General features: G+C 72.3%; 15 protein-coding genes and 1 pseudogene. 10 read left to right on the forward strand and 6 right to left on the reverse strand.

The genetic code is table 11. From position 1 onward, the window contains the following. The first annotated feature begins 104 nt into the window (after positions 1 to 104). The 5 genes from ACWFR4_RS41815 (at position 105) to ACWFR4_RS41835 (ending at position 4,333) form a co-directional block, all read left to right on the forward strand. Positions 105 to 983: a helix-turn-helix domain-containing protein gene (locus tag ACWFR4_RS41815; RefSeq protein ID WP_453656796.1), complete on the forward strand. Its 879-nt coding sequence runs from the start codon at positions 105 to 107 to the stop codon at positions 981 to 983. A gap of 78 nt (positions 984 to 1,061) precedes the next feature. Beyond that, positions 1,062 to 2,522, forward strand: coding sequence for a 30S ribosomal protein S12 methylthiotransferase RimO (gene rimO / locus ACWFR4_RS41820; RefSeq protein ID WP_453458636.1), 1,461 nt, complete (start codon positions 1,062 to 1,064; stop codon positions 2,520 to 2,522). Next, entirely contained in the window at positions 2,519 to 3,199 is a 681-nt protein-coding gene (gene pgsA, locus ACWFR4_RS41825; protein ID WP_453458633.1) for a CDP-diacylglycerol--glycerol-3-phosphate 3-phosphatidyltransferase, read from the forward strand. The genes rimO and pgsA overlap by 4 nt, the downstream gene beginning before the upstream one ends. Further along, complete coding sequence (locus tag ACWFR4_RS41830) at positions 3,196 to 3,849, forward strand: CinA family protein (RefSeq protein ID WP_453458630.1); 654 nt, start codon at positions 3,196 to 3,198, stop codon at positions 3,847 to 3,849. Before pgsA ends, ACWFR4_RS41830 begins: the two co-directional genes overlap by 4 nt. 109 nt (positions 3,850 to 3,958) lie before the next feature. After that, complete coding sequence (locus ACWFR4_RS41835; RefSeq protein ID WP_100591071.1) at positions 3,959 to 4,333, forward strand: helix-turn-helix domain-containing protein; 375 nt, start codon at positions 3,959 to 3,961, stop codon at positions 4,331 to 4,333. A 735-nt stretch (positions 4,334 to 5,068) separates the two neighbouring features. On the opposite strand, the gene ACWFR4_RS41840 is transcribed toward ACWFR4_RS41835, so the two are convergent. From ACWFR4_RS41840 to ACWFR4_RS41850, 3 genes are all read right to left on the reverse strand, one after another. Beyond that, positions 5,069 to 5,845 (reverse strand): SDR family NAD(P)-dependent oxidoreductase, encoded by a 777-nt coding sequence (locus ACWFR4_RS41840; protein ID WP_376264634.1) that lies wholly within the window; start codon positions 5,843 to 5,845, stop codon positions 5,069 to 5,071. A gap of 68 nt (positions 5,846 to 5,913) precedes the next feature. After that, positions 5,914 to 6,747: an Fpg/Nei family DNA glycosylase gene (locus ACWFR4_RS41845; RefSeq protein ID WP_453458627.1), complete on the reverse strand. Its 834-nt coding sequence runs from the start codon at positions 6,745 to 6,747 to the stop codon at positions 5,914 to 5,916. A gap of 139 nt (positions 6,748 to 6,886) precedes the next feature. Beyond that, complete coding sequence (locus tag ACWFR4_RS41850) at positions 6,887 to 11,776, reverse strand: ATP-dependent helicase (protein WP_453656797.1); 4,890 nt, start codon at positions 11,774 to 11,776, stop codon at positions 6,887 to 6,889. 110 nt (positions 11,777 to 11,886) lie between these two features. Here ACWFR4_RS41850 and ACWFR4_RS41855 point away from each other — a divergent pair. The 3 genes and pseudogenes from ACWFR4_RS41855 to ACWFR4_RS41865 form a co-directional block, all read left to right on the forward strand. Next, positions 11,887 to 12,642: pseudogene (locus tag ACWFR4_RS41855) on the forward strand (AraC family ligand binding domain-containing protein); the annotation flags it as partial. A 140-nt stretch (positions 12,643 to 12,782) separates the two neighbouring features. Beyond that, entirely contained in the window at positions 12,783 to 13,577 is a 795-nt protein-coding gene (locus ACWFR4_RS41860) for an AzlC family ABC transporter permease (protein ID WP_453656814.1), read from the forward strand. Next, on the forward strand, positions 13,574 to 13,882 hold the full coding sequence (locus tag ACWFR4_RS41865) for an AzlD domain-containing protein (protein WP_227297675.1): 309 nt from the start codon (positions 13,574 to 13,576) through the stop codon (positions 13,880 to 13,882). Before ACWFR4_RS41860 ends, ACWFR4_RS41865 begins: the two co-directional genes overlap by 4 nt. 44 nt (positions 13,883 to 13,926) lie before the next feature. Here the strand turns inward: ACWFR4_RS41865 and ACWFR4_RS41870 are convergent, their stop codons facing one another. Both ACWFR4_RS41870 and ACWFR4_RS41875 read right to left on the reverse strand, forming a co-directional pair. Beyond that, on the reverse strand, positions 13,927 to 15,228 hold the full coding sequence (locus ACWFR4_RS41870) for an MFS transporter (protein WP_453656798.1): 1,302 nt from the start codon (positions 15,226 to 15,228) through the stop codon (positions 13,927 to 13,929). Then, the gene (locus ACWFR4_RS41875; RefSeq protein ID WP_453656799.1) at positions 15,228 to 16,631 is read right to left on the reverse strand and encodes an alkyl sulfatase dimerization domain-containing protein; all 1,404 of its coding nucleotides are present in this window, start codon (positions 16,629 to 16,631) and stop codon (positions 15,228 to 15,230) included. Before ACWFR4_RS41875 ends, ACWFR4_RS41870 begins: the two co-directional genes overlap by 1 nt. 162 nt (positions 16,632 to 16,793) lie before the next feature. On the opposite strand from ACWFR4_RS41875, the gene ACWFR4_RS41880 reads away from it, so the two are divergent. Continuing rightward, positions 16,794 to 17,978, forward strand: coding sequence for a PucR family transcriptional regulator (locus ACWFR4_RS41880; protein ID WP_453656800.1), 1,185 nt, complete (start codon positions 16,794 to 16,796; stop codon positions 17,976 to 17,978). Positions 17,979 to 17,997: 19 nt separating this feature from the next. Here the strand turns inward: ACWFR4_RS41880 and ACWFR4_RS41885 are convergent, their stop codons facing one another. After that, on the reverse strand, positions 17,998 to 18,951 hold the full coding sequence (locus ACWFR4_RS41885; protein WP_453656801.1) for a hypothetical protein: 954 nt from the start codon (positions 18,949 to 18,951) through the stop codon (positions 17,998 to 18,000). A 79-nt stretch (positions 18,952 to 19,030) separates the two neighbouring features. On the opposite strand from ACWFR4_RS41885, the gene ACWFR4_RS41890 reads away from it, so the two are divergent. Continuing rightward, a complete protein-coding gene (locus tag ACWFR4_RS41890; RefSeq protein WP_116509123.1) occupies positions 19,031 to 19,225 on the forward strand; it encodes a DUF3046 domain-containing protein in 195 nt (64 codons plus the stop codon). Positions 19,226 to 19,229: the final 4 nt, after the last annotated feature.

The following is a 19,229-nucleotide window of genomic DNA, read 5'->3' on the forward strand; positions in this document are numbered from 1 at the left end:
CCATTCCGATGGCGTAAAGGTCTGACCGCCCGGTTGCCCCACCCTTTCGTACCCCCCCTAGACTGAACCTCCAGCAGGTGGTTACACGCTCGAAAGGCGCCCCCGTGTCCATCGGCAACTCCCCTGAAGACGACCGTCCTTCGGATGACGCTCGCGCGACGACCCCGCCGGCCGTCGAGCAGGCGCCCACGCCCTCGGTCGACCGCCCCTCGATCGGACGCGTCCTCCGTCAGGCGCGCGAAGACGCCGGGATGACCGTCGACGAAGTCAGTACGTCCACCCGGGTGCGCATCCCGATCGTGCACGCGATCGAGGAGGACGACTTCTCGCGGTGCGGCGGCGATGTCTACGCCCGCGGTCACGTCCGGACCCTGGCGCGCGCCGTGGGTGTCGATCCCGAGCCGCTTCTCGCCCAGTTCGCCGACGAGCACGGTGGGCGGCCCGCGCCGACTCCGGCCGCTCCGCTGTTCGAGGCCGAGCGGATCAGGTCCGAGCCGCGCCGGCCGAACTGGACGGCGGCCATGGTCGCCGCGATCGTCGCGGTGATCGGCTTCGTCGGGTTCACCGCGTTCGGCGGGAGCGACGACGGTGCCAAGCAGCAGGCGGCCGACGGTGCGACACCGGCCTCAGGCAAGCCCAAGCCCACGCAGACCCCCAAGGCCAACAAGCCCACCGATCCCAAGCCCGACCCGACCGACAGCGCGATCGCGGCCGCGCCCCGCGACAAGGTCACCGTCAAGATCAACGCGGCGGACGGGCGCAGCTGGATCTCCGCGAAGGACCACAACGGACGGATCATGTTCGACGGCCTGCTCGAACAGGGCGAGTCGAAGACCTTCCAGGACAACCAGAAGGTCGACCTCGTCCTCGGCGACGCCGGTGCCATCCAGCTGTACGTGAACGGCAAGCAGGTGGACAACGAGTTCGAGCCCGGACAGGTCGAGCGTCTCACCTACACCAAGGGTGATCCCGAGGTCGGATGAGCGGGAGGTTGCCCGGCGATGATCTCCGGGTAACCCTCGCGGGCGGTGCTGTCGGTGGGACGAAGTAGTCTTGAGCCCATGCCCGAACGCCGTACCGTCGCCCTTGTCACTCTTGGCTGCGCCCGTAACGAGGTGGACTCGGAGGAGCTCGCAGGCCGCTTGGAGGCGGACGGCTGGGAGCTCGTCGAGGACGCCGAGGCCGCAGACGTCGCTGTCGTCAACACCTGTGGCTTCGTCGAAGCCGCCAAGAAGGACTCCGTCGACGCCCTTCTCGAAGCCAATGACCTCAAGGGCCATGGCAGAACCCAGGCCGTCGTGGCCGTCGGCTGCATGGCCGAGCGGTACGGCAAGGACCTGGCGGAAGCCCTCCCCGAGGCCGACGGCGTGCTCGGCTTCGACGACTACGCCGACATCTCCGACCGGCTCCAGACCATCCTCAACGGCGGCATCCACGCCTCGCACACCCCGCGCGACCGGCGCAAGCTGCTGCCGATCAGCCCTGCCGAGCGGCAGGACGCGGGCGCCGAGGTGGCGCTCCCCGGACACGCCCCCGTGGACCTGCCCGACGGTCTCGCGCCCGCGTCCGGCCCCCGCGCCCCGCTGCGCCGCCGCCTCGGGACGAACCCCGTCGCCTCGGTGAAGCTGGCGTCCGGCTGCGACCGCCGCTGCTCTTTCTGCGCCATCCCGTCCTTCCGCGGCGCCTTCATCTCGCGCCGGCCCAGCGACGTCCTCGGCGAGACGCGCTGGCTCGCCGAGCAGGGCGTCAAGGAGGTCATGCTCGTCTCCGAGAACAACACCTCGTACGGCAAGGACCTCGGCGACATCCGACTCCTCGAGACGCTGCTGCCCGAGCTGGCCGCCGTCGACGGGATCGAGCGGGTGCGCGTCAGCTATCTGCAGCCAGCCGAGATGCGCCCCGGCCTCATCGACGTCCTCACGGGCACCGACAAGGTCGTTCCTTACTTCGATCTCTCGTTCCAGCACTCGGCCCCCGCCGTGCTGCGCTCCATGCGGCGCTTCGGTGACACCGACCGCTTCCTCGAGCTGCTCTCCACGATCCGAGACAGGGCGCCGCAGGCCGGTGTCCGGTCCAACTTCATCGTGGGCTTCCCCGGCGAGAGCGAGGCCGACCTGGCCGAGCTGGAGCGCTTCCTCACCGGCGCCCGCCTCGACGCGATCGGCGTCTTCGGCTACTCCGACGAGGAGGGCACGGAAGCGGCGACGTACGAGCACAAGCTCGACGAGGACGTCGTCGCCGAGCGACTCGCGCGCGTGTCGCGGCTCGCCGAGGAGCTGGTCTCGCAGCGCGCGGACGAGCGCGTCGGCGAGGCGGTCCACGTGCTCGTCGAGTCCATCGACGACGAGGACGGTGCCGTCGGGCGCGCAGAGCACCAGGCTCCCGAGACTGACGGACAGGTGCTGCTCACCAGCAGCGAGGGCCTGAGCGTGGGTCGTATCGTCGAGGCAAAGGTGATCGGCACCCAGGGCGTTGACCTGGTCGCCGAGCCGCTCGAGTGTTCTGAGGAGGCGGGCAGATGACCGGAGTCCCGGCATCCGCTACGGGCGGTTCCGGTAGGCCGGCGCCCGGCGGCAAGTTGGGCGCTGCGGCCGTCAACCAGGCCAGCCTGTGGAACATCGCGAACATCCTGACCATGCTCCGGCTCGCCCTCGTGCCGGGCTTCGTGGCGCTCATGCTCGCCGACGGCGGCTACGACCCCGTCTGGCGCGCCTGGGCCTGGGCGGCCTTCGCCGTCGCCATGATCACGGACGTCTTCGACGGACATCTGGCGCGCACGTACAACCTGGTCACGGACTTCGGGAAGATCGCCGACCCCATCGCCGACAAGGCGATCATGGGGGCGGCGCTCATCTGTCTCTCGAGCCTCGGCGACCTGCCCTGGTGGGTGACGGGAGTGATCCTCGGGCGTGAGCTCGGGATCACCCTGCTGCGCTTCTGGGTCATCCGGTACGGGGTGATCCCGGCCAGCCGCGGCGGCAAGATGAAGACCCTCGCCCAGGGCACGGCGGTCGGGATGTACGTCCTGGCGCTGACCGGGCCACTGGCCACCTTCCGGTTCTGGGTGATGGCGGTGGCGGTCGCGCTGACCGTGCTCACCGGCCTCGACTACGTGAAGCAGGCCGTGGTGCTGCGCCGGCAGGGCATGGCGGCCGAGCGTGCCGCCCGCGACGAACGTGAGGCGGCGGCGGAGCAGTGACGTCCGGAGCGGTCGGCGGTGGCGGGGCGGACGGCCTCTCCACCGCCGCCGCGGTGCTCCGGCTGCTCGCCGAGCGCGGCGAGACCCTCGCGGTCGCCGAGTCGCTCACCGGCGGCCTCGTGGCGGCGGACATCACCTCGGTGCCGGGCGCCTCGCGCGTCTTCCGCGGATCTGTGACCTCGTACGCGACCGAGCTGAAACGGGACGTCCTGGGCGTCGACGGCACTCTCCTGGCCGAGCGCGGGGCGGTGGATCCCGAGGTCGCCGTGCAGATGGCGACCGGGGTGCGCAGGGTCCTCGGCGCGGACTGGGGGATCGCGACCACAGGCGTCGCCGGGCCCGACGAGCAGGACGGGCAGCCGGTGGGGACGGTCTTCGTGGCTGTCGCCGGTCCGGGCGATTCCACGGCGTTCGAGGCGGGTTCCGGAGGGGCTGAAGCGGGAGCCGGCGCCGGGGTTGAGCGGTCCGGGGCTCAGGCCGGCAGTTTCGCTCGTAGCCGGAAAGTGGCCGCGTTGCGGTTGAACGGCGACCGTTCGGAAATCCGTATGAAGAGTGTACGGAGTGTGCTTGAGCTGCTCCTTGAGCAGGTCTTGAGCGAACGCGCAGAGAATGAGCGGGCACAGGATACGGAACAGAACGGGGGGTTTTGATGTTTACAGCCCTGAGTGAACACGACATCGCTCCCCGCACGGCCGCAGCGCAAGGCGGTACGGTGGGGCGTGAAGGATGCGGCTACACGGTCCGAGGAGGGAGCCACCGATGATTCTGCTCCGTCGCCTGCTGGGTGACGTGCTGCGTCGGCAGCGCCAGCGCCAGGGCCGTACTCTGCGCGAAGTCTCCTCGTCCGCCCGAGTCTCGCTCGGCTATCTCTCCGAGGTGGAGCGGGGGCAGAAGGAGGCATCCTCCGAGCTGCTGTCCGCTATTTGCGACGCGCTTGACGTACGGATGTCCGAGCTCATGCGCGAGGTGAGCGACGAGCTCGCTCTCGCCGAGCTGGCCGAGTCGGCAGCGGCTACTGATCCGGTGCCCGCACCGGTTCGCCCGCGGCTCAATTCTGTCTCCGTGGCCGGTGTCCCACCGGAACGGGTGACCATCAAGGCGCCTGCGGAAGCGGTGGACGTCGTCGCTGCGTGATCCCACGCGGCGTGACGCCTCGTGCAGGTGTCACTCATAAGTGTGTGAAAGCCCCGGCCGGGAGATCGGCCGGGGCTTTTGCATGTCGAGGCTCTCGCATGACGCGGCTCTCGCATGTCGAGTGGCGCGTGGGCCGGGGCGGCTGGAGGGCGGGGCGGGGCGCCTGGAGGCCGGGGGAAGCGCCGGGCGGGGCTCGACATGCCCGCATCAGGGCATTCGTGCCATGGTGAAGGGGATTTCGACGTGCGCGGGAGCGCCTTCGGTGTGCGGGGACGCCTCCGGGGCGTCCTGCCGCCGGGTGGCGCCGGCGTTCGGGTTCGATCCGATCCGGCATCGGGCAGGAGGTGGCGGCCGTGGCGTGGCGGACCGTGCGCGGAATACCGGCCGGGGTGTGGCGGACCGCGCGCTGGATACCGGCTGTGGCCTTCGGGGCACTGTGGTGGTGGGGCCTGCTGCGTCTGGCCTTCTCGCCGGACGCGGGTGCCTTCGAGGGGGCCGTGGCGGCCGGTGGGTGGGGGCTGAGCCTGCTGCCGGTGCACACTGTGCCCAAGTCACGGGCGGTGGGGGCGGTGGGATCCGTGCGGCCGGGTGGGACTTCTGCGGGGCCGATCCGGCCCTCTGGAGCGTCTGTGGGAGTGGTGGGGTCCGGTGGAGCGTCTGTGGAGGGCGCGAGGCGGGGCGGGAATTCTGCGGGGGAGATGCGGTCCGCGAGGGCCGGGGGCGCGGGCAGGTGGCTTACCAGGGCATGGCGACGCCGCCGTTCGGGCGGAGGATCTGGCCCGTCGTGAACGATGACGCGTCCGATGCCAGATGCAGGACGGCGTGCGCGATGTCGTCCGCCTCGCCCACGCGGCCCAGCGGGGACATCCGGACCATCAGGGCCTCGGTGTGCGACTGCTCCGACGCGTCGTGCCGGCCGGTCATGGGCGTACGGATCCAGCCGGGCGCGACCGCGTTGACGCGGATGCCCTGCGGGCCGACCTCGGTCGCCAGGGTCTTCGTCAGCTGGACGACGGCGGCCTTCGAGACGCCGTAGCAGAGCAGTCCGGGGCCGCCGGTGTCCACGGCCCCCGACGCCATCGTGACGATGCTGCCGCGTGTGCCCGTCGCGATCATGGCGCGGGCGGCCTCCTGGCAGGCGTACAGCACGCCCTTGAAATTGATGCCGAGGACGCGGTCGAGGTCCTCGTCGCGGGTCTCCAGGACGGGACTGCTGTGCATGATCCCGGCGATCGCGGCCATGACGTCGAGGCGGCCCGTCGCGTCGACGGCCGCCGCCACCGCCTCTGCGAGCTGGGTGCGGTCCGCGACGTCGAGGGGGTGCGTGCGGGCCGTGCCTCCCCTTGTCTTGATCAGCGTCGCCGTCTCGTGCAGGCCCTGCGCGTCGCGGTCGGCGCAGTGCACAGTGGCTCCGGCGTCGGCCAGGAGCAGGGCGGAGGCGCGTCCGATGCCGCTCGCGGCGCCGGTGACGAATGCGGTGCGTCCGGTGAGGTCGTACGCGGTGACGGGCATGAGGGGACCGTACGAGCATTTCTGACGGGTCGTCAATTAGCGTGTACGGGCTATCTGATGAGGCCGTGTCATCCGGTGGGCGGGGGCTGCTTGGCGTACGGCCGCGGGGCCGGGCCGTGTTGGCAGGAGGGGCACCAGTAGGTGGGGCGTTCGCGGGAGCCGTCGCCCTGGTCTGCCACGCGGATCGGGGTGCGGCAGCGCAGGCAGGGGCGAGGCGCCCGGCCGTAGACGTAGAGCCGCTGGCCGGGGCGGCCGCTGCCGGTGGTGACGCGCGCGGGGCGGTCGCGATTGGCTTCGAGGAGCTTCTTGGCGAGCTCGGGGAGGCGGGCGGCGGTTTCGTCGGGGAGGTCGCCGACAGGCAGCCATGGGGTGACCTGGAGGAGGAAGCACAGCTCGGACTTGTAGACGTTGCCGATGCCCGCGAGATTGCGCTGGTCGAGGAGCGCCTCGCCGAGGGGGCGGGCCGGATCGCGGAGGAGGTTGCGGAGGGCTGTGCCGGCGTCCCAGTCCGGGCCGAGCAGGTCGGGGCCTAGGTGGCCGACCACCTTGTTCTCGTCGGCCGTGCGCAGGAGTTCGAGGACGGGGAGGCGGTAGCCCACTGCGGTGCGGGTGGCGTTGCCGAGGACCGCGCGGATCTGGTGGCCGGGGCCACCTGTCCACCGCTCGCCCGGTGCGTACACCTTCCAGGAGCCGTCCATGCGGAGGTGCGAGTGCAGGGTGAGGCCGCCCTCGATGCGGGTGAGGAGGTGCTTGCCGCGCGGGGTGACGTCGAGGACGGTGCGGCCGGTCAGGTCGGCCGTGGCGAAGCGGGGGACGCGCAGGTCGGAGCGGATGAGCACCTGGCCCGCGAGGGCGGTGTGCAGACGCTGCGCGGTCTGCAGGACGGTGTCTCCTTCGGGCATGGGTCAAGGGTGGCACGGGTCGCTGAGGTGGGGGGCGGCGTGGGCCGGCATGGCGGGAGGGGTGGGTGGGGGTGGGTCGGTGCGGGCTCGGGGCGAGGTGGTGGGGGCTGGGGTGGGCGTGTTCGGTGACGGGTCGGGGCTACGCGCGCAGGCGTAGGCCTCGCGGGGTCGCGTGGAAGCCGGCGGTTTCCAGGAGGGACGAGAACGGGGAGGTCAGAGCGGCTGAGCCGTTGATCCGCTCCACGGTGATCGTGCCGAGGGAGCCCGCCTTGGCGGCGTCGGCCAGTGCCTCCGCTGCGGCGGGCAGCCGGGAGTCCTCGGCCATGTCGGCGGCGGTGAGCGCGCCGGCGTCACCTTCGGATGCGGGCCAGGCGAGCAGGGTCTTGCCGCCGCGCTCCATGTACAGGGTCAGCTCGCCGTCGACGAGTACGACCAGGGAGCCCGCCTTGCGGCCCGGCTTGTGTCCGGCGCCGGTGGGGGAGTCGGGCCAGGGCAGGGCCGCCCCATAGGCGTTCGCCGGGTCGGCGGCGGCGAGGACGACGGCTCTGGAAGCGGCTCTGCGGCGGCGTGGGGCGCGACCGGGGCCGGAGCCGGGGTGGCCGGGTGCGGGCCAGGCGTCGTGTTCCGCGAAGTCCGGGACGGCGCCCGGGGGAAAGTCCGGGGGGAAGTCCGGGACGGCGTGTGGTTCGGTGGCCGTGGACCGTGAGGGGTCCCAGGCCGGCGACGGGTCGGTCGTGGGGTTCGCGAGCGGGCCCGGCGGTCCTGCGTAGGGGTCGGGCGGGGCGTCGCCACGGTCGCGGGCGTTCGCGGCCGCGCGCAGGCGGTCCACCGCGCCGTCCATCGCGAACTGCGCGGCGCCGAGGCCTTCGACGACGTACCCCCGCCGGGCCTGGCCGCTCTCCTCGAAGGCGGACAGGATGCGGTACACCGCGGAGAAGCCGCCCTCCACGCCCTCCGCGGCGACGGCGCCCCGGGTCACCACGCCGTGCCGGTCGAGGAGCGTACGGGCCAGGGCGTGGGCGCGCACCGTCGGGTCGGGGTCGACTGTGGGCAGCAGCGACCAGCGGCCCGCGACGGTCGGCGGGCCCGATCGGGAGGCGGTCCGCGCGGCGGTGGTGAGGCCTCCGTAGCGCCCGCGCGGGATCGCGCGGCGGGCGCGATGAGCCGTGGATCCCGCGGTGCGGCCCGACCCCAGGAGCGAGCGCATCGGGGCCAGCGTGTCGTTCGTGAGTCGCCCGGACCAGGCCAGATCCCAGAGCGTGTCCGCCAGTTGGGGATCGGTGGCATCGGGGTGCGTCGTCGCACGGACCTGGTCGGCGATCTGGCGGAAGAACAGACCGTAACCACCGGAGAGTGTGTCCAGGACGGACTGGTGGAGAGCGGTGAGCTCCAGGGGGTGCGGCGCGAGGAGCAGGAGGGGTGCCGTGTCGGCCAGGTACAGGGAGACCCAGCCGTCCTTGCCGGGCAGGGAACCCGCGCCCGCCCACACGACCTCGCCCGACGCCGTGAGTTCGTCGAGCATCGCGGGCGCGTAGCCCGAGACCCGGGACGGCAGGACAAGTTTCTCCAGGGCGGACGCCGGTACGGACGCGCCCTGCAACTGCTCGACGGCACGCACCAGACCGTCCACACCGCGCAGCCCGTGCCCGCCCAAGTGCTGCCACTGGGGCAGGAATTGGGCGAGGGCGGCGGGCGGGACCGGCTCAAGCTCGTGCCGCAGGGCCGCGAGCGAACGCCGGCGCAGACGGCGGAGCACCGTCGCGTCGCACCACTCCTGGCCGATGCCTGCCGGATGGAACTCGCCTTGCACTACCCGCCCGTTCGCCGCCAGGCGTTGCAGGGCGCCGTCCGTGACGGCCGCGCCGAGACCGAAGCGGGTGGCGGCCGCGGCGGAGGTGAACGGGCCGTGCGTGCGCGCGTACCGGGCCAGAAGGTCGCCCAGGGGATCCTTGACGGGCTCCGTGAAGGCCTCGGGTACGCCGACTGGCAGCGCTGTGCCGAGCGCGTCCCGCAGCCGGCCCGCGTCCTCGATCGCCGCCCAGTGGTCGGCTCCCGCGATACGGACCCGGATGGCTCGGCGGGCGGACGCCAGCTCCGAGGCCCACCCCGGATCGGCGCCCCGCTCCGCCAACTCGGCGTCCGTGAGCGGCCCGAGGACGCGCAACAGGTCAGCGACGCCCTCGACATCCTTGATGCGGCGGTCGTCCGTGCGCCACTGGAGTTCCTGCTCCAGTTCGGCGAGCACGTCAGCGTCGAGGAGCTCGCGCAGCTCGGCCTGGCCGAGCAGTTCGGCGAGCAGCCGCGAGTCCAGCGACAGAGCCGCAGCACGCCGCTCGGCGAGCGGCGAGTCGCCCTCGTACAGGAACTGGGCGACGTAGCCGAACAGGAGGGAGCGGGCGAACGGGGAGGCCTCCGGGGTGGTCACCTCGACGAGGCGGACCTTGCGGGACTCGATGTCACCCATCAGCTCGGCGAGGCCGGGCACGTCGAAGACGTCCTGGAGGCACTCCCGTACGGCTTCGAGGACGATCGGGAACGAGCCGAACTCGCTGGCCACCTGGAGGAGCTGGGAGGCGCGCTGGCGCTGCTGCCACAGGGGGGTGCGCTTGCCGGGGTTGCGCCGGGGCAGCAGCAGGGCGCGGGCCGCGCACTCGCGGAAGCGGGCGGCGAACAGGGCCGAGCCGCCGACCTGGTCGGTGACGATCTGGCTGACGTCGCCCTTGTCGAAGGCGACGTCGGCGGCCCCTAGGGGGGCCTGGTCGGCGTCGTACTCCGAACCGGCCTTGGAGGGCTCCTGGTCCAGGAGGTCGAGGCTCATGAGATCGGCGTCGGGAAGGCGTAGCACGATGCCGTCGTCGGCGTGCATGACCTGGGCGTCCATGCCGTACTTCTCGCCCAGCCTGGCCCCGAGAGCGAGCGCCCAGGGAGCGTGCACCTGCGCGCCGAAGGGGGAGTGCACGACGACCCGCCAGTCACCCAGCTCGTCACGGAACCGCTCGACCACGATGGTGCGGTCGTCCGGGATGTGGCCGCAGGCCTCGCGCTGCTCGGACAGATAGGCCAGCACATTGTCTGCGGCCCATGCGTCGAGGCCCGCCGTGAGCAGCCGGAGCCGGGCGTCCTCCGGGGACAGGGAGCCGACCTCGCGCAGGAACGCGCCCACCGCGCGTCCCAGTTCGAGTGGCCGGCCGAGCTGGTCGCCCTTCCAGAACGGGAGTCGGCCCGGGACGCCGGGCGCGGGGGAGACCAGTACGCGGTCGCGCGTGATGTCCTCGATGCGCCAGGAACTCGTACCGAGGGTGAACACGTCGCCCACCCGGGACTCGTAGACCATCTCCTCGTCGAGCTCGCCTACCCGGCCGCCGCCCTTCTTGGGGTCGGATCCGGCGAGGAACACCCCGAAGAGGCCGCGGTCCGGGATCGTGCCCCCGGAGGTGACGGCCAGGCGCTGGGCACCGGGGCGTCCGGTGATCGTGCCGGCGATGCGGTCCCACACCACGCGTGGACGCAGCTCGGCGAAAGCGTCGGAGGGATAGCGCCCGGCGAGCATGTCGAGGACGCCGGTGAACGCGGACTCCGGCAGCGACGCGAAGGGCGCCGCGCGGCGGACGAGCGCGAGCAGGTCGTCCACCTGCCAGGAGTCGAGCGCCGTGATCGCGACGAGCTGCTGGGCCAGCACGTCCAGGGGGTTGGCGGGGATGCGGAGCGACTCGATGGAGCCTGTGCGCATCCGCTCGGTGACCACGGCCGCCTGGACGAGGTCGCCCCGGTACTTCGGGAAGACGACGCCTGTGGAGACCGCGCCCACCTGGTGTCCCGCACGGCCCACGCGCTGGAGGCCGGACGCCACGGAGGGCGGGGACTCCACCTGGACGACGAGGTCCACCGCGCCCATGTCGATGCCCAGCTCGAGGCTGGACGTGGCGACCACGGCGGGCAGCCGGCCCGCCTTCAGGTCCTCCTCGACGAGGGCGCGCTGCTCCTTGGAGACCGATCCGTGGTGGGCGCGGGCGATGACCACCGGCGCTCCGTTCGCCGCGCCCGAGCCGCCCATCAGCTCGGCCGGTGCGTGGTCCTCGGGGAGGGTTTCGCCCGTCGCCCGCTCGTACGCGATCTCGTTCAGCCGGTTGCACAGGCGCTCGGCCAGCCGGCGGGAGTTGGCGAAGACGATCGTCGAGCGGTGCGACTGGACCAGGTCGGCGATGCGCTCCTCGACATGCGGCCAGATGGACGGCCGCTCCGCGGCCTGGTCGGAGTCGGCGACGGGCGAGCCGCCGAGCTCGCCCAGGTCCTCCACGGGGACGACCACCGAGAGGTCGAACTCCTTGCCCGAGCGCGGCTGGACGATCTCCACCTTGCGCTGCGGCGACAGATAACGCGCCACCTCGTCGACAGGACGGACCGTCGCGGACAGGCCGATCCGGCGGGCGGGCCGGGGCAGCAGCTCGTCGAGCCGCTCCAGGGACAGTGCGAGATGGGCGCCGCGCTTGGTGCCCGCGACCGCGTGCACCTCGTCGAGAATCACCGTCTCGATGCCCGTGAGCGCGTCACGCGCGGCGGACGTGAGCATCAGGAACAGCGATTCGGGCGTCGTGATCAGAATGTCCGGCGGCCGGGTCGACAGGGCGCGGCGCTCGGCCGGGGGAGTGTCCCCGGAGCGGATGCCGACCTTCACCTCGGGCTCGGGCAGTCCCAGGCGCGCCGACTCCTGCCGGATGCCGGTGAGCGGGCTGCGCAGATTGCGCTCCACGTCGACCGCGAGGGCTTTGAGGGGCGAGATGTACAGGACGCGGCAGCGCTTCTTCGGGTCGGCCGGTGGCGGCGCCGACGCCAGCTGGTCCAGGGCGGCCAGGAACGCGGCCAGGGTCTTGCCGGAACCCGTCGGCGCGACGACCAGCACGTCCGAGCCCTCGCCGATGGCCTGCCATGCCCCGGCCTGCGCGGACGTGGGCGCGGAGAACGCCCCCGTGAACCAACTGCGGGTCGCGGGGGAGAAACCGTCGAGCGGGCTGCGTGCGGACCTGACCATGCACCCATCGTGCACCTCCCCACTGACAATGGCCCGGACCTGCGCAAACGCTCCGCGCCCGGACCCCGGCGCCGGGCGATGCGGCCCGTTCGTGGCGCAGAATGGAACACATGGCGGGGTCGGGAACGAAGGAATGGGCCAGGCACTGGCGCTACGAACAGCTGCCGGGCCTCGACCTGCTGCGGGCGCGCTACGTCCGCCACACCTTCCCCCGCCACAGCCACGACGGGTACGTCTTCGGCGCGGTCACCAGCGGCATCGAGGACGTGGGACTGCCGACCGGCACGGTGCACGCGGGACCCGGCACCGTCGTCATGATCAACCCCGAGGTGGCGCACACCGCGCGGGCCGGGGAGCCTGACGGCTGGGCGTACCACACGCTCTATCCGTCGGCCGATGTCATAGCGGAGATCGCCGGCGAGACCACGTCGGTTCGCGGGACGGCGGCGTTCGCCGAACCGATCGTCGGTGACCCGCACGCGGCCCACCTCATCCGCGAGGTGCACCGCGCGGCGGAGGAGGGCAACGCGCTTGCCGCCGACAGCTTGCTGCGCATCGTGGTCGCCCGGCTGCTGCGCGATCACGGGCAGCCCATGACCGCGCGCCCCATGCGGTCCGCCGGCGCCACGATCGCGGCACGCGCGCGTGCCGTGCTCGCCGAGCGGATGGCACAGCCGCCGTCGCTGGAGGCCCTCGCCACGGAACTCGGCACCAGCCCGTTCGCCCTGCTGCGTGCCTTCAGGGACGCGTACGGGATGCCGCCGCACACCTGGCTCACCGACGCGCGCGTGCGGGCCGCCCGCCGCCTCCTGGACGGCGGGACGGCACCTGCCGACGCCGCCGTGACGGTCGGCTTCACTGACCAGCCGCACCTGAACCGGCACTTCACGCGGATCGTCGGCGTACCGCCCGGCGCCTACCAGCGGGAGCGCAAGAACGTACAAGACCCGGCCGCGCGCTCCCTCGTACCGTCACAGGCGTGGCAGAACAGACAACATCCGCGGCGATACGCGCCGGATCAGCACGGGACGGGCAAGCAGGGCGGCCCGGCGACGGAAGGCCTGAGAAGGCCGATTCCGCCGTCGTCCGGGACGCGCTCGGGGTCGGCGTCGCCGTCGGACTCTCCGGGTTCGCCTTCGGTGTGACCTCGGCCGGCAGCGGCCTCACCGTGCTCCAGACCTGCGCGCTCAGCCTGCTCGTGTTCACCGGGGCCTCGCAGTTCGCCCTCGTGGGCGCGATCGCGGCCGGCGGCAACCCGCTCACCGCCGCTGCGGGCGCCTTCTTCCTCGGCGTGCGCAACTCGTTCTACGGGCTGCGCCTGTCCCAGCTGCTCGCCCTCCCGCGTGTGGTGCGCCCCTTCGCCGCGCACTGGGTCATCGACGAGACCACCGCCGTCTCGCTCGCCCAGCCCACGCGCCGCAGCGCCCGTATCGGCTTCACCGTCACGGGACTGACCCTGTACGTGCTGTGGAACCTCACGACCCTGCTCGGGGCGCTCGGCGCGGAGGCCATCGGGGACACCGACGCCTGGGGGCTCGACGCGGCCGGACCCGCGGTCTTCCTGGCGCTGCTCGCGCCGATGCTGCGTACATCCACGGAACGGGCCGTGGCCGGTATCGCCGTCATCCTCGGTCTCGGGCTGCTGCCTGTTCTGCCGGCCGGTGTCCCTGTCCTGGTGGCCGCGTTTGCCGCGCCGGCCGTGCTCTACGCAGAGGGGCGCCGGGCGGCACGGAGAGCGACCGGACAGAACCCACAAGAGGACCCGCGGAAGGCCGACGGCCGACAGGGAGAGGGCCGATGAACATCTGGATCGCGGTCGCGGTGACCGCAGTCGGCTGCTACGCCGTCAAGCTCATCGGCCTTCTCGTGCCCGCCGGTGTCCTGGAACGGCCACTGGTCCGACGACTGGCGGCGCTGCTCCCCGTGGCCCTGCTGGCCGCGCTCACGGCCCAGCAGACCTTCGCCGACGGCACCACGCTCGTTCTCGACGCAAAGGCGGCCGGGCTGGCCGCGGCGGCGGTCGCGCTGATCCTGCGCGCGCCGTTCCTGGTCGTCGTCGCGGCAGCCGTCGTGGTCACGGCCGGGCTGCGTGCCGTCACGGGATGAGCCCCCACGCGCGCGTGGACCCCGTGCACACCTGCCACCCGCACTCAGTGCGCCACCGGCACCTGCGGCACCGACCCCGCCTCGGGTTCCGGTAGGCCGAGTCGCCGGGCCGTTGTCTCCGGGCGGCAGAAGAGCGCCGCCAGGCCCCCCGCTGTCACCAGCAGCCCGGCGGTGAGGAGCCAGCCCTCTTCGTAGCCGGCCGACACCGTCCGGGCGTGGTCCACCATGCCGCCGAGCACGAGGGGCGACAGGATGCCGCCCAGCGCGTAGACGAAGGTCAAGGTGCCGAGGACGACACCGCGTTGGGCCGGAGGAGCGATGCGGGCACAGGCCGTGGATGCCACGGTCAGCATCACCATGGCGAGCGCCATGGGGCCGAGCATCATGGGCACCTTGACCGCCAGGGAGTCCGTCGTGCCGTACACGGCGGTGGCGCAGCCCGCGACGGTGACGAGAAGACCCGCACCGGACCCTGGGGGCAGGCGCCGGGGTGTGCTCCTGCGGGCGGAGCGCTGGGCGATCAGACCGTGGCCGAGGATGACCGCCCCGTTGGCGAGGGCACCCAGGCCGACCATCGTGCCTGCCTGGTGAAGGTCCCAGCCGACGACGCTCTCCAGGTAGTCGGGTGCCCACGTCAGCATGGTGCTCATCGACCAGTAGGCGGCGAACGAGCCGAACGCGGCGGTCAGGAACGTGCCGGAGAGCAGGATGGCGCGCAACGGCACTGTGTCTGTCGTGGACGTCCGCTCCGCGGCCTCGGACGGCTTCCTGGTGAGCGGCGGGGCCAGCGGCCCGTCCGCGCCCCACAGCCGCCAGCAGACGGCCCACAGAAGACCCGCCAGACCGACGACACCGAACGACCAGCGCCAGCCCCAGTGCGTGATCACCCAGGTGAGCACCGGCGAGGCGACGGCCACTCCGGCCGCCGCGCCGACCAGCAGGACCGCTGTGGGCAGGGCCCGCTCACGCTGCGGGAACCAGCCGTGGACGTGGTGCATGGCGACGGGGGAGGCGGGCCCCTCCGCCGCACCGAGGAGCACGCGCGTGGCCAGGAGCGTGCCGAACCCCGCCGCTCCCCACAGCATCGGCAGTTGCGCCGCCGACCACAGCAGCGCGAGCACCAGCAGGAGGGTCGTCGTCCGCACGCGCCGTGTGAGGGCCGAGACGCCGAGCGCGGCCAGCGAGAACAGTGCGAAGAACGCCGACTGCGCCGTGCCGAACTCCTGCCGCGTGATGCCGAAGTCCGCCCGGATCTCCGGGCCCGCGAGCCCGAGCACGGCCTTGTCCGCGAAGTTCACGAGCATGAAGGCAAGCAGCAGCCACGTGGTGCGCCACGCCCGGATCATCAGCAGCAGCCGTCTTCGTCGTCGACCACACCGACGCTGATCGCCCCTTCGGCCCGCCTGCGTCCCTCCGGGGAGCGCGTCAACTCCGTCTGCACGTCCGTGCCGGCGGCGACGGCCGCCGATTCGGCCGCGGCCCAGCGGAAGACACCTCGCGCCATGGTCGACGTCTCCTGGAGGGCGCGCCGTGCGAACACATCGGCACGCACGCGTGCCACCTCCTGGTCGGCGGGCGCGGCTAGGGCCGCGGTCTCCGCCAGATGCGAGGCGAGGCGCAGCTCCCCGGCGGCGAGCAGCTCGGAGGCGCGGAGCGCCAGTGCGGACGCCCCGCCCGCCGCGCGTGCCAACTCTGCCGCGACGTCCGCCTCCGGGGCGGGCTTGAGGTGCGCGGGGTTCTGGTCGTACCAGCCGCCCCACAGGCGCCACAGGTTGCGTACGACGAACTCCGGCTCGTCGTAGGCCGGGTGGAGGTACGGCTTCGCCAGCAGCTCCTCGGGGACCTGCACCCCGTGGATGACCGCGTCGAGGCGGTGGCCCGCGTTCATCAGCTCCCTGGTCTGCTCGCACAGCGACTCCAGGAGGCGCGCGGTGTCGTCGAGAGCCTGGTGCACGCGGCGGGAGCCGACGACGGGAACGCCGTGTCCAGGCAGCAGGAGTTCGGCGCCGAGCTCCTGCATCGCGCGCAGGGCGCGCGCCCAGTCCTCCGGATAGCGCTGCACCTTCTGGGGGTTGCCCGCGTTAGGCGTGTTCCAGATGAACAGGTCGCCCGTGCACAGCGTCCTGAGTTCGGGGATCCATACGTAGGTGTGGTCGTCGGTCTCCCCGCGCGCGTGCACGAGCTCGAACGTCAGCTCCCCGCGCCGCACGGTCAGCCGGTCCCTGTAGACGACGTCCGGATAGCGGTACGTGGTGGGCCACTCCAGGGAGGGCACTCCGAACTGCCGGCGATTGATCCAGGAGTTGTAACCCGCCGTACTGATGTAGCGGTCGAACCGCGCGGGGACGGCCTCGTGGGCGATCACCTCGGGACGCGGGCCGCCGCTGTTGTCGGCCTCCTGGTCGAAGGGGCCCACTCCGAAGACGTGGTCCACGTGACCGTGCGTGTACACCACGGAGCGCACCGGTCCCGCGCCGAACCCGGAAACAGCCTCGTGCAGTTGGGCCGCCGTACGGAAGTCGCCCGAGTCGACGAGGACCACGCCGTCGCCAGTGTCGAAGGCGGCCACGTTGGCGAACGCCGGGAAGAAGCCCACGCGGTCACGCAGACGCACCAGTTCACTCCCGGAGTACGTGCCCGTCAGGTGAGGCAGCAGCGTCTCGGTGCCCTGCCAGACCCGATCGATGTAGTCGCCGTACGAGCCGTACGCGGAGTGCTGGGCGTGGTCCTGCTCTTTGTGTCCGGTCATGTCCTCGGCTCCTCGTGTGCAGTGCGGTCGATCGCCACGGCCACGAGTTTCGGCCCCCGATGTGAGATCGAACACCGCCTCGCGTCACACGTCCCGCCCGTGGGTAATGTGACGCGTCACAAACGCAGTGCCCGTCCATGTCCATGGGGGAATGGAGGAACAGTGGCCCTGTCGCCCGAAGCCCGCTCCCTGGCCGCGCGCTGCGAACCGAGAGTCAACGAACTTGCCCGCCGCATGGCTCGCGAGGCGTTCGAGGAACTGCCCGGATACGCCGAACTCCCGGATGATGTGAAGGACTTGGAGGTCGCCGCGACCGCCCGGCACGGCGTACGGCTCTTCTTGCGACGTGTCAGCGAGCCGGACCTGGCACAGCCCGGCAGTAACCGGCTGTTCCGCGAGCGCGCCGCTCAGCGGGCCGAGGAGGGCATGCCGCTGCACCTCCTCCTGCGCACCTACGCGCATGGTCTGTACGTCCTGTGGCAGGCCTTGCGCGACGTCGCGGGCCCCGGAGAGGAAGGCGCGCTGGTCGAGCTCGTCGACGTACTGCTGCAGTCGCACCCGGGCATCGTGGGCGCCGTGGCCGAGACGTATCTCGACGAGCGGTCCGCCCTGGAGGCCGAGCAGCGGGCCCAGGTCCGCTCCCTTGTACGCGGCCTGCTCGACGGGATGGTCCCGCCCGGGCACGTCCTCCTGGACCAGCTCCGCCTCGAAGGGCCCGCTCTCGTACTGGCCCTCGGCCTCGACGGGGATCCCGCCGAGGGGCCGGTCGCCGTGCGGCGCAGGCTGCGTCGGCTGCAGAGCGCCCTGGACCACACCTTCGGAGTGGAGGTGCTCGCGCTCCTGGAGGCCGACGGCGGTCGGGTCATCGTGCCCAAGGACTGCCCGGCCCCCGACGATCTGGCCGGCCGTCTCGCCAAGGCCGGCGGGTTCGAGGTCCGGGTGGCCGCGGTGCAGGCGGCCGGCCCTGAGGAGGTGACCGCGGCGGCCCGCACCGCCACCGAGATCCTGCGCATCACGCGCGCGTGCGGCATCCCGGCCGGGCTGCACCGCCTGGACGACGTGCTCCTGGAGTACCACCTGTCCCGTCCCAGCGAGACGAGCCACCGCATAGCGGCCCTCCTGGACCCCGTGGCCGGCCGGCCCGAACTCCTGGAGACCCTGCGCACCCATCTCGCCCACCAACAGGACCGCAGGGCGACAGCCGCCGCGCTCGGCCTGCATCCCAACACGGTCGACAACCGGCTCGCACGCATCGGCGAGCAGACGGGCATCGACCTGTCGGCTCCGCGCGGGACGGCACTCGCCATCGCCGCGCTTCTACTGAGGGACGCGGTGGACGCCTCCTGAGGCGCCGCCCACGAAGGCGTCAGGCGATGGGCCGCCCGTATGCCCGCAGCGTGCGCAGCGCCTCGACCGTCACCACGGGGCGCGCCTCCAGCGCGACCACCGGAGCCCACTGGCGCCAGCGGATCGGCCACCCGCCGTCGTCCTGCTGCTCGCCCGCGAGGAAGTCCAGCGAGTGCGCCATCTCCTCATCCGTGAACCACGCGCGCGCCAGCGACTCCGGAGTCTTCGCGTAGTCGTGCGGAAGGTGGTGCTCACCCGGCGCGTACCCGGGCGCTACGGGGTACGCCTCCGGCCGCCCGGGATCGAGCAGCGCTAGCCGCTGCTCGCGCACGAGCCGGCCGAGCCGGTCGGCGGCCGCCTCAGCGCGCGAGCGGTCGGGGGCGCCGTCCAGGAAGGCCACGGCCGCCTCGATCTCGTAGGGATGGGACTTCTTCAGGGACTCGACCGCGGCCCAGCAGAAGTCGGTCGCCCGGAACAGCCACGCGTGCCACACCTGGTTGCGGTGCAGCAGGCCAACCACGGGGCCCGTGGCGAGCAGCTCGCTCGGCGGGTCGTCCACCACCGGCACGAAGGGCGCGCACGGGTAGCCACGCTGGCTGGGCTGGATCGCCGGGAGAGCACCCTCGGCGGTCGACACGGACGTCAGGTAGCGGCACACGCGCTCCACCCGCTGGCCGCTGCAGCGGCCGATCGAGTCGAGGACACGGAGCGCCTGCCCGATGTGCAGGGGCTGGCTCACCGGGCCGCGGAGATCGGGTTCGAGGGCGTGGCCGTAGCCCTCGTCCTCGTTGCGGTAGGCGGAGAGGGCGGTCTCGACGGCGTCTGCGCCCGCCCGGCCCGCGCCGAGGAAGTGGTAGGCGAAGCGTCGCTGTTCCAGCACGCGCGCGGTCAGCCAGACGAAGTGCTCGGCACGGGAGAGCGGGGAGGGCGCCGAGCTGGTCTGAGGGAGTGGGGATGCTCCGTTTTCGGCCATGCACCGACCGTAGGACGGAAAGCGTTCTCGGTGAGCCTTCCGTGCCGGGCTGCACTCTCAGGGGCGGGATACTGGTGTCATGCGGTTGACGGTCTTCTGGCAGCGGATGGCGGATCACTTCGGTCCTGGCTACGCCGACACATTCGCGCGTGATCATGTGATGACGGAACTCGGTGGGCGCACCGTGCACGAGGCGCTCGACGCCGGCTGGGAGGCGAAGGACGTGTGGCGTGCGGTGTGCGGCACGATGAATGTTCCGTCGGAGAACCGCTGACCTG

It is taken from the genome of Streptomyces sp. NPDC055140 (assembly GCF_053607285.1).